This window comes from Croceibacterium segetis (assembly GCF_011320115.1).
GTDB classification, from domain to species: domain Bacteria; phylum Pseudomonadota; class Alphaproteobacteria; order Sphingomonadales; family Sphingomonadaceae; genus Croceibacterium_B; species Croceibacterium_B segetis.
The window spans coordinates 257,815-267,500 of the sequence record NZ_JAANOZ010000004.1 but is presented as its reverse complement, the minus strand read 5'-3'; the positions used below and the strand labels follow the sequence as shown (position 1 = coordinate 267,500).

Sequence of the window (9,686 nt, the reverse complement as noted above, 5' to 3'; positions counted from 1 at the left end):
TACGTCCGCGAAATGCGTCGCCAGGGCCTTCCGGCGAACGACCCCGATCAGGCGATCGAGAGCCGCGTGCTGTTTTCACCCAAGCACGCACTGCGCGTTCCCACCGCCCCTGTCGCCCCGGCCGCACCGCACATTGCCGGAGCCGTGGCCGCCGCCGTGTCGATCGGCCTAGACGGGCTCGTCGCCCGCGGCGCCGACGGTTCGCGGGTGTCCGTCAGCCGCGCCGGCCTGAGCGCACGGGGCGCCGACGGCTCGAGCGTGGCGATCGGCGCTCCGCCGGGCGACCGCGACAAGAACTGACCGCTTAGCCGCTCGTCCCTTCAACGACTGCCGATTGCCTCCCGCGTGCCGGGACACGCCACCGGCTTGCCTGCGAAATCGAGGAGAACGACCATGATCCGCACACCGATTCTCGCCGCCCTGACCCTCTTTGCCGCGGCGCCGATCCTGCCCCAGGCGGCCACCCTTTCGGCTGCGGAAGCGCCTCCCCGGGCCTACGCGGCGATCAATCCGATCGACTGGACCTATCGTGACGACGACGGCGCCAGCCGGACGCGGCAATTGCGGTTCTCCCATAACGGAATGATGACCAGCTTCTCGCCCGACGAGGCGGCCGGCATCATGGGAGAGCTCGCGACCGCCTCGCTCGCCAGTCCCGGCGAGGCGGTTACCTTCACCCTCGTCCGCGAGGCCGGCGCGCTCGCTTGCAGCGGCCGCGTCGAACGCGCCGAGGCCGCCTCGGGCACCTGCCGCTTCGAGCCCGACAAGCGCTTCACCGACGCGCTCACCCATCGCGGCCTGCCGCCCGAGGACAGCGACGACGTGCTCGCGCTGGCCCTGGTCGATGCTCGGATTGCGTTGGTCGATGGCCTGCTCGACCAGGGATACCGTTTCGGCGACGCCGACGACCTGATTGCGGTCGCGGCGCTCGATGTCAGCCCGGCCTATGCGGGGGAATTGCGCGGCGCCGGATTGAAGGTCGACCAGCTCGACGATCTCGTCGCCGCGCGCGCGCTGCACATCGATGCCGCCTGGCTCGGCGAGATGGCGCAAGCGGGATATCCGCGCCTCAAGTTCGACCAGGCGATTCAGATGCGCGCGCTCGGGGTCACGCCGGATTACGCCAAACGAATGTCGCGCGTGCTAAATGCACTGGGAGAGATTGAGTGAATTCTACGAGGGTCGCCGCCAGCGCCATGGCGCTGGCGACTTGTTTGTGTTCGATTTCGGCTGAGGCCCAGGTCCTGACGGGCGACATGCCGCCGCCGGTCGGCGCGGAGGTCCCGGCGCCGGGCGCCGCGACGGGCAAGCGCGTCTATGCCCCCGCCGACTTCGCGCGCTTCGCGCCCAAGACGGCCTACGACATGCTGACGCAGGTGCCCGGTTTTACCATCCACAGCGCCGGCCAGGAGCGCGGGCTTGGCCAGGCCTCGGAAAATGTGCTGATCGACGGCAAGCGGATCGCCAACAAGTCGGGCGGCGCGGTCGACGAATTGCAGCGGATCGCTGCCGGCAATGTCGACCGGATCGAGATCGTCGATGCAGCCAGCTTGGGAATTGCCGGACTGTCCGGCGAGGTGGCGAACGTCGTGCTCAGCGAAAAAAGGACGTCGAGCGGTCAGTTCGAGTGGCACCCGGACATCCGTGCGCATTACTCGAAGCCCAACTTGTTCCGCGGCTCGGTCAGCTATTCGGGCAAGACCGGCTGGCTGGATTACACGCTGTCGGTCAAGGACCAGACGGGGCGCGGCGCCTTCGGCGGACCCATCGTCATCACCGACGCGATGGGCGCGGTGACCGAACGGCGGCAGCAGCGCTATCACTCGGAAAGCGACCTCGTCACCTTCCAGACCAAGCTCGGGATCGACGGCCCGGGCAGTTCGGTCGGCAACCTTACGCTGGCCTACACCCCCTACTGGGCGCCGGAGTTCGTCCATGACGTGCGCACTCCCGTCAGCGGGCCGGTCGACGATCGGCTCACCAGGCAGACGCTCGATGGCTATTACGTCGATTTCAACGGCGACTACACCTTCGCGCTTGGCCCTGGGCGGCTCAAGCTGATCGGCCTGCGGCATTTCGATCACGAGCCGATCGACACCCGGCAGATCGACAGGTTTCCCAGCGGCGCCCCCGACCAGGGGATTCGCTTTCTTCGCGACAGCCGCATCGCGGAAACGGTCGGTCGGGTCGAATACGCCTGGAAAGGCGGCAAGAACGATTGGGAGCTCTCGCTGGAACGGGCCTACAACTCGCTCGACCAGCGCGGCGCGCTGTTCACGCTCGGCACCGACGGCGAGTTCGATCCAGTCAACTTTCCCCAGGGCAGCGGCCACGTCGTCGAGACGCGTTACGAAAGCATCGTGACCTGGAGCCGTCCGTTGAGCGACAAGGTCGACCTGCAGGTCGACGGCGGTGGCGAGATATCGAAGCTCGCCCGGGTCGACGGCGACGTCAAGCCGCGGCATTTCCTTCGGCCCAAGGGAAGCGTGACGCTCGGCTGGCAGCCGAACGACCAGTGGGAGCTCAGCGTGAAGCTGCGCCGCCGCGTCGGCCAGATCAGCTTCTACGATTTTCTCGCTCAGCCGAACCTCCAGCAGGAACGCGAAAACAGCGGCAATCCCGACCTCGTCCCCCCGCAAAGCTGGGAAGTGGAGGCAGAGGCCGGCAAGACCCTCGGGCCCTGGGGTAAGACGCGGCTCAGGCTCTACGCCCACTTCATCGAGGACATCATCGACATCATTCCCGTCGTCGCCGCCGATGGCAGCGAGGGCGAAGCGGTCGGCAACCTGCCGCAGGCCAAGCGGCTCGGCTTCGAGTGGACCAGCACGTTCCAGTTCGATCCGATCGGCTGGAAGGGCGCCAAGCTCGATCTGACCGCACAGGTGGAACATTCGAGCGTGCGCGATCCCCTGTCGGGCGAAACGCGGCCGATCAGCAACAACCTCCTGCGCAACATTTCGGCCGACTTCCGCTACGACATTCCGATGAGCGACTGGGCCACTGGCTTTGGCGCCAGCCACTTCCGCCAGACGAAAGGCTACTACCTGACCGAGATCGATAACAGTTGGGAAGGACCGGCGTTCGATTACCTCTACGTCGAGAACAAGGACGTGTTCGGCCTCACCGTGCGCGCCCAGGTTGCCAACCTGCTCAACGCCCGCCACCGCTTCGAGCGGACGGTCTACGACGGACGCCGGTTGCGCGATCCGGTGCTTTACAACCAGGCCAACAACCAGCTGATCGGACCAATCTTCTCGATCTTGGTGAAGGGCAACTTCTAACGCGTTGGCCCGCGCCGCCGGACCCGCTAGGCAGGCGGGATGAGCGGGAAGGGTGAATTCGACAGCTGGGCGATGCGTTTCGGCGAGTTCTATGCCGAGGGCTCGCGAGCCGAGCTCGAGTTCCGCTTCTCGCGCCTGCTGATCCTCGCCGCCAGGCGCTGGAGCAGCTACATCGACGAGGCGATCCGCGAGAAGACCGGGCAGCCGCGGGCGCGCTGGCAGACGCTGGCGGCGCTCGCCTTCTCCGACGGCCCGATCGCGACGATCGAGCTCGCCGAGCGGATGGCAGTGCAATGGCCGAGCCTGATCCGCACGCTCGACGGGCTCGAGGCAGAGGGGCTGGTCGAACGGCGGATCAACCCGGCCGACAAGCGCAGCCGCCGGGTCACCATCACCGACAAAGGGCTCGCCGTGTTCCGCGAAGTCAAAGCGGTGCTCGATCCGACCCGTGCGGCGCTGCTCGAGGGCTTTTCGGAGGCTGAGCTCGGCGCCGCCGAGCGGATGCTCGACCGCTTCTTCACGGCCATCGGCGAAGGCTAGGCCGTCGCCTGGAGCGCCGCTGGCGCACCCCGGGACATTTGCGGAGCGAAGCGCCTGTCGCGCAAGCGTACACCGGCGATCATGCCATCGAATTGCCTTGACCCGCGTCCGGCCGCAGATTGGCTCGCCGATGCCCAGCGTTACGAGCAATGGGCGGCGCGAACCGACTGGAACAAGGAAGTGAGCGCCCGTTTTCGCCGGCTCGCCGCAGAAGCGCGCGCCAGGGCTGAGGCCTGCCGGAATTAATGCGTGGGTTCGTCCCACCGCGGCGGGGTTGCGGCTTCGAGAGCCTCACGCTCGGCGGCGCGGCGCGCGCTGCGCTCGGCATCCGCCTTCACCCGTTCGGCGTCGATCTTGAGCTGACGATCGGCCATCTCGCGCCACGCGCGGGCCGAGCGCAGTTCGCGCTCGCGGACGTTGGCCAGGGTCGACTTATCGGCTTCCGCTTCCGCCGCGTTGGCACGCTGGTCGTAGAAATCGAAGGTCTGGGTCATCGGGGATTCCAGTTGGGGGTTCGACAGGGCCGTTGGCACCAGGCGAAGGCCAGCGGGCGCGCCCGGGCTCGAACCGAGCGGAGGGCGCGCCCGAGGATCAGAGATCAGGCTTGCTGCAGGTTGACCGCGGCTTCCTTGCCATTGCGACCGCGCTCGACGTCGTAAGACAGGCGCTGGTCCTTGTTCAGCGTCTGCATTCCGGCGGCCTGGACGGCGCTGATGTGGACGAAGCTGTCGGCCCCGCCGTCTTCCGGCGCGATGAAGCCATAGCCCTTGTCGGTGTTGAAGAATTTGACTGTGCCGATAGGCATATTGCGTTCCTTTCGAGAACGTCGGCCCCTCGGCGAATTTGCCGCGAGGCCTTTCAGGGTGCCCGCCGCAAACGGCGGCGGACGGTCGTGCGTCAAGTCGTCTATCGAAAGGAAGTCGTCGTCAGGGCCGGGGCCATCCGCAAGCGGAGGGCAGAGGTCTTGGCACCGAAGTCCGTCGCAAAGTTCGACGTCAGCGGGGGAAGCGTAGCACGGGTCTGCGGAAAAGCCTAATCGGGCGCCGATTTTCGGCCGGTCGCGAGGCTCGCGGGCACGGCCGCGATCCGAAAATGCGACGAACAACGCCGGCCTTCCCTTACAAATAAGCCATGCACGACCTACATGGGCCGTACCGGAGGCAATCGCTGTTGTAGGCGCCTGCGGCTGAGAGATCCGACGCGCTCCCGCTTACAACGAGGAGAAGCGCGTGGATCTCAATCGGCTCTATTTCGATCACCAGATGTCGTTGATGCGGGCCACGCGCTCGGCGACTTGCGACGATCGGCGCCATCACGCCTCGCGCGCATCGCGGATCGCAGGGCGGATCGGCATAGCCCAAAGGGCGCTCGGCGCGTCGGCCGCGACGGGCTGGGAATTTCAGGCACGCCCGCTTCCCTCCGCGGCCGATTGCGGGCGCGAAGCTGGTTTGGCGAGCGCCTCATGACCGACAGGGAACTGATCGCCTATGCGCTGATGATCATGATGGCCGCCGCCTTTGCCGCGATCGTCTGGTGGCGGCGCTATCAGTCGTACCCGCGAAGCGATGCGCGCCGGCAGGAGAGGCGGCGCAAGCTGAGCGAAGCCCGCGCGCTGACCCAGCTGGCGGCGGACGAATCCGAGGACGGGTCGTGATCGATTTCGGCTTCCTCATCTACGGCTTCTTGCTGGCGGCGATGCTCGGCCTTGCGGTGCTCGCCGACGCACGTCGCAGAGCGCGCAGGCGTATCTCCGACGCCACACCGTTTTCAACCAAGTTCCCGCTTTAAAAGGATGAGTCTATGACCGACGTCACGCTGAAACCGTTCCTGATCGCCAAGGATGAGGACGGCCAAGTTCGCTTGACCGTGCGCGAGACGCGCCACAACAGCCAGGGCTATCCCCTGGTCACCAAGAAGCTCGTCGAGGAGTGCTTCAAGACGAGCGCCGCCGCGCGCGCCTATGCGGTCGAGGAATTCGGCGCCAAGGCCGGCGAGTTTTCGACCCGCTAGCACCGCAGCAAGAGCTTCCGGAACCTCCGTTGCCTCCGCGCGCTGACTCCTCCGCACGCAAGGAGGCACGCATCGATGGCAGCACGCGCTTACTGGCAAGGTCAGATCAGGCTGGCGCTCGTCTCGATCCCGGTCGAGGTCTATTCGGCCACGAAGAGCGGGGCGGCGATCCAGTTCCACCAGATCCACGAGCCGAGCGGCAAGCGGATCAACTACGAGAAGGTCGTCCAGGGCATCGGCCCGGTTGACCGCGACGAGATCGTCAAGGGATACGAGGTCTCGAAGGGCAACTATGTGCTGCTCGACGAGGACGAGATCGAGGCCGCCAAGGTCGAGAGCCGGCGCACGCTCGACCTGGTGCAGTTCGTCGATGCCAGCGAAGTTGACGTGTTCTACTTCGACAAGCCCTATTACGTCGTGCCCGCGGACGACCTCGCCGAAGAGGCCTATGTCGTGCTGCGCGAGGCGCTCAAGGAGGCGAAGAAGGTCGCGCTCGGCCAGCTTTCGGTGCGCGGGCGCGAATACCTTGTTTCGCTGAAGCCGTGCGGCAAGGGGATCGTGCTCGAAACGCTGCGCTACGAGGACGAGGTCCGCAAGGCGCAGAGCTACTTCAAGGACATTCCCACCGCCAAGCCGAGCAAGGACATGCTCGACCTTGCGAAGACCCTGATCGACCAGAAAACCGCGCCTTTCGACGCGGGCGAGTTCCACGACCGCTATGTCGAGGCGCTCGAGGACCTGATCGCCAAGAAGCGCAAGGCCAAGGGCAAGAAGATCCTCGAGGACGTCGAGGAGCCTGAAGCCGCGCGCGGCAGCAACGTGATCGACCTGATGGCGGCGCTGAAGAAGTCGGTCGGCGGGAAGGAGGAAAAGCCTGCAGCCAAGAAGGCGCCGGCGAAGAAGGCGCACGCGAAAAAGCACGCGCCGGCGAAAGCGAGGAAGCGCGCGTAGATGGCCCGGTCAGACCCTCTCGCCGAATACAACCGCAAGCGCGACTTCAGGAAGACCGCCGAGCCGTCGGGCAAGATCGCCCACAGCGAGGGTGGCAACCGCTTCATCGTCCAGAAGCACGAGGCAACGCGGCTGCACTGGGATTTCCGCCTCGAGGCCGATGGCGTCTTGAAGTCGTGGGCAGTGACCAAAGGGCCGTCGCCCGATCCCGAGATCAAGCGGCTGGCGGTGCGCACCGAGGACCACCCGCTGTCTTACGCCGAATTCGAGGGGATCATCCCCGAAGGCGAGTACGGCGGCGGCAATGTCATGCTGTGGGACAAGGGCACCTGGGAGCCGGTGCCGGGCAAGAGCTGGAAAGACCTCGAGAAAGGCCACCTCCACTTTGTCCTCCATGGCGAGCGAATGAAGGGCGAGTGGCTGCTCATCCGCCTCAAGAAGAAGCCCGGCGAGAAGCGCGAGAACTGGCTCTTGCGCAAGCTCGACGATGCGTACGCTGAGCCCGGCGATCCGCTGGTCGAGCAGGGCCTGACCAGCGTGCTTACCGGCCGCACGATGGCCGAGATCGCCGGCGACAAGAAGGGCGAATTCTCGCTCTCGGGCAAGAGCGACAAGGCCTCCAGGGCGCAAATGGCCAAGGCGGCCGAGCGCAACAAGGCGGTGACCAAGGCGCCGGCAAAAGCGAAAAGGGTTGGCGCACCGCCCCGGTTCCGCGCGCCGCAGCTGGCAACGCTGGTCGACGACGTCCCTGCCGGCAACGGCTGGATGCACGAGATCAAATTCGACGGCTACCGCACGCTGGTCGCTTGCGCGGGCGACAAGGTGAGGATCTACACTCGCAAGGGGCTCGACTGGAGCGACAAGTTCGCGCCGCTGGTCGCGCGGTTCCAGGCGCTCGACCTGCCGAGCTGTTTGATCGACGGCGAGGTCGTCGCCTACGACAAGGACGGCAACCCCGATTTCTCGAGCCTGCAGAACGTGCTCAAGCGCGGTCACGGCGCGCAGAGCAAGGCCGACCACCTCACCTATCACGCCTTCGACCTGCTCGAAGTCAACGGCGAGGACCTGACCAAGCTGACCAACATCGAGCGCAAGGAGCGGCTCGAAGCGCTGCTGGCCGAAGCGAAGCCGCCGATCCACGTCGCGGACCACCTGATAGGGGCGGGCGAAAAGCTCTACCGGACGATGTGCGACGCCGGGCAGGAAGGGATCATCTCGAAGAAGATCGACGCCAAATATTCCGTCGGCAAGCGGACCAAGGCCTGGGTCAAGGTCAAGTGCACCCGGCGGCAGGAATTCGTCGTCATCGGCTGGAAGAAATCGAGCGCGCGCGGGCGGCCGTTCTCGAGCCTGCTGCTGGCGCAGCACGAAGGTGGCAAGCTGGTCTACAAGGGCAATGTCGGCACCGGCTTCAACCAGGATGCTCTGCAGGAGCTCGCTGCGAAATTCGCCAGACTCGAGCGCAAGACCGCGCCCGCCGAGGTCGGCCGTTCGGAGAGCCGCGGGGTCACCTGGCTCAGGCCTGAGCTGGTCGCGGAAATCGCCTTCAGCGAATTCACCGCCGATGGTAACGTGCGCCACGGCAGCTATCTCGGCTTGCGCGGCGACAAGAAGGCGGAAGAAGTGACCCCCGAAGTCGCACAGGAAACGCCGGAAGACGATCCCGCGGCGGAGGTGAAGATCTCCAACCGCAGCCGGGTGATCTTCCCCGAAAGCGGCCAGACCAAGGGCCAGCTCGCCGATTACTACGAAGCCGTCGCGCCGCTGATGCTGCCGTGGCTCGCCGGGCGCCCGATCAGCCTCGTGCGCTGTCCGCAGGGCCGGGCCAAGAAGTGCTTCTTCCAGAAGCACGACAGCGGCTCGTTCGGGCCCTCGGTCCACCACGTTCCCGTCCGTGAGAAGCGCGGAAACGTCGAGGATTACCTCTATGTCGACGATGCCGCGGGGCTGCTTACCTGCGTGCAGATGGGCACGATCGAGTTCCACGGCTGGGGCAGCAAGGCGAGCGACGTCGAGGCGCCCGACCGGATGGTGTTCGACCTCGATCCCGACGTCGGGCTCGATTTCGAGGACGTGAAAAGCGCCGCCCGCGACATCCACAAGAAGCTCGCCGACATCGGCCTGACCAGCTTTGCGATGCTCTCGGGCGGCAAGGGCGTACATGTCGTGGTGCCGCTGACGCCGGGGCATTCATGGGAGGCGCACAAGGACTTCTCGAAGCGCTTCGCCGAGGCGCTCAGCATGGCCGAGCCCGAACGCTTCATCGCCAACATGAGCAAGGCCAAGCGCGTGGGTAAGATCTTCGTCGACTACTTGCGCAACCAGCGCGGGGCGACCGCGGTGCTGCCCTATTCGGCTCGTGCCCGCCCGGACGCGCCGGTGGCGTCGCCGATCGCCTGGGGCGAGCTCAAGGATTTCAAGGACGCGCACCCGTTCTCGATCGGCGACGCCAGGCAGCTGATCGACCGCGCCGCGAGCAAGTCCCTGGCGGGGTGGGGCTTTGCCGAGCAGGCGCTGCCCGAGTTCTAGTCGCCGCCGGCGGCGCTGGCCTCGGTGGGCTCTTGCTCTTTCCTGCGCAGGCGCCGGAAGTGACTCGGCCGCCGCAATCCCTTGTCGGACCAATGGCCGAGCCCCGGCCACTTGCGCTTGGCGCGCACGTAGAGCCGCTTGGCGACCTGGCTGCTCTGCAGGGTGACGGCGACGCCGGCGAGCAGCACAAGCAGCCCGCCAGGACCCGGGATCAAGCCGACGACCGGTGACAGGACGATCAACGCCGGGCCGAGCGCGAGCATGAAGAGACGCTTGCCGGTGCGAGGCGGCTTGTCCTTGCGTGCGTCTTCATTCGGCCTGGGCATTGGACCAGACTTGGGAAGCCCGCGCCGGTGCGACAAGTCGCGCCGTGCG

General features: G+C 66.2%; 13 protein-coding genes (1 of these 13 running past the window's edge). 10 read left to right on the top strand and 3 right to left on the bottom strand.

Going from position 1 to position 9,686, the window contains the following annotated elements; translation table 11 throughout:
• The 4 genes from G7B69_RS06930 to G7B69_RS06915 form a co-directional block, all read left to right on the top strand.
• Nucleotides 1-300 carry the end of a M56 family metallopeptidase gene (locus tag G7B69_RS06930; protein WP_166177537.1) on the top strand. Its footprint begins 1,572 nt before the window's first position, so the window shows 300 of its 1,872 coding nt (coding positions 1,573-1,872); its start codon lies beyond the left edge, outside the window; it ends in the stop codon at nt 298-300.
• 93 nt (nt 301-393) lie between these two features.
• Nucleotides 394-1,170 carry a hypothetical protein gene (locus G7B69_RS06925; protein WP_166177535.1) on the top strand — a complete coding sequence of 259 codons (777 nt, stop codon included), beginning with the start codon at nt 394-396 and terminating at the stop codon, nt 1,168-1,170.
• The gene (locus tag G7B69_RS06920; RefSeq protein ID WP_166177533.1) at nt 1,167-3,281 is read left to right on the top strand and encodes a TonB-dependent receptor plug domain-containing protein; all 2,115 of its coding nucleotides are present in this window, start codon (nt 1,167-1,169) and stop codon (nt 3,279-3,281) included. Before G7B69_RS06925 ends, G7B69_RS06920 begins: the two co-directional genes overlap by 4 nt.
• Nucleotides 3,282-3,320: 39 nt before the next feature.
• Entirely contained in the window at nt 3,321-3,821 is a 501-nt protein-coding gene (locus tag G7B69_RS06915; RefSeq protein WP_166177531.1) for a MarR family winged helix-turn-helix transcriptional regulator, read from the top strand.
• Between the two features lie 242 nt (nt 3,822-4,063).
• On the opposite strand, the gene G7B69_RS06910 is transcribed toward G7B69_RS06915, so the two are convergent.
• Both G7B69_RS06910 and G7B69_RS06905 read right to left on the bottom strand, forming a co-directional pair.
• Nucleotides 4,064-4,315 (bottom strand): hypothetical protein, encoded by a 252-nt coding sequence (locus G7B69_RS06910; RefSeq protein ID WP_166177529.1) that lies wholly within the window; start codon nt 4,313-4,315, stop codon nt 4,064-4,066.
• 104 nt (nt 4,316-4,419) lie between these two features.
• Nucleotides 4,420-4,626, bottom strand: coding sequence for a cold-shock protein (locus G7B69_RS06905; RefSeq protein WP_166177527.1), 207 nt, complete (start codon nt 4,624-4,626; stop codon nt 4,420-4,422).
• A 424-nt stretch (nt 4,627-5,050) separates the two neighbouring features.
• Here G7B69_RS06905 and G7B69_RS06900 point away from each other — a divergent pair, with 424 nt between their 5' ends.
• The 6 genes from G7B69_RS06900 (at nt 5,051) to ligD (ending at nt 9,311) form a co-directional block, all read left to right on the top strand.
• Nucleotides 5,051-5,287: a hypothetical protein gene (locus G7B69_RS06900; RefSeq protein WP_166176938.1), complete on the top strand. Its 237-nt coding sequence runs from the start codon at nt 5,051-5,053 to the stop codon at nt 5,285-5,287.
• Nucleotides 5,284-5,475 (top strand): hypothetical protein, encoded by a 192-nt coding sequence (locus tag G7B69_RS06895; RefSeq protein ID WP_166177525.1) that lies wholly within the window; start codon nt 5,284-5,286, stop codon nt 5,473-5,475. The genes G7B69_RS06900 and G7B69_RS06895 overlap by 4 nt, the downstream gene beginning before the upstream one ends.
• Nucleotides 5,472-5,609 (top strand): hypothetical protein, encoded by a 138-nt coding sequence (locus G7B69_RS06890; RefSeq protein ID WP_166177523.1) that lies wholly within the window; start codon nt 5,472-5,474, stop codon nt 5,607-5,609. The genes G7B69_RS06895 and G7B69_RS06890 overlap by 4 nt, the downstream gene beginning before the upstream one ends.
• A gap of 12 nt (nt 5,610-5,621) precedes the next feature.
• Nucleotides 5,622-5,831 carry a hypothetical protein gene (locus G7B69_RS06885; RefSeq protein WP_166177485.1) on the top strand — a complete coding sequence of 70 codons (210 nt, stop codon included), beginning with the start codon at nt 5,622-5,624 and terminating at the stop codon, nt 5,829-5,831.
• Between the two features lie 75 nt (nt 5,832-5,906).
• On the top strand, nt 5,907-6,782 hold the full coding sequence (ku, locus tag G7B69_RS06880) for a non-homologous end joining protein Ku (RefSeq protein ID WP_166177483.1): 876 nt from the start codon (nt 5,907-5,909) through the stop codon (nt 6,780-6,782).
• A complete protein-coding gene (ligD, locus tag G7B69_RS06875) occupies nt 6,783-9,311 on the top strand; it encodes a DNA ligase D (protein ID WP_166177481.1) in 2,529 nt (842 codons plus the stop codon).
• Here ligD and G7B69_RS06870 read toward each other — a convergent pair.
• Complete coding sequence (locus G7B69_RS06870; RefSeq protein WP_166177479.1) at nt 9,308-9,637, bottom strand: hypothetical protein; 330 nt, start codon at nt 9,635-9,637, stop codon at nt 9,308-9,310. The genes ligD and G7B69_RS06870 overlap by 4 nt on opposite strands.
• Between the last annotated feature and the right edge of the window lie 49 nt (nt 9,638-9,686).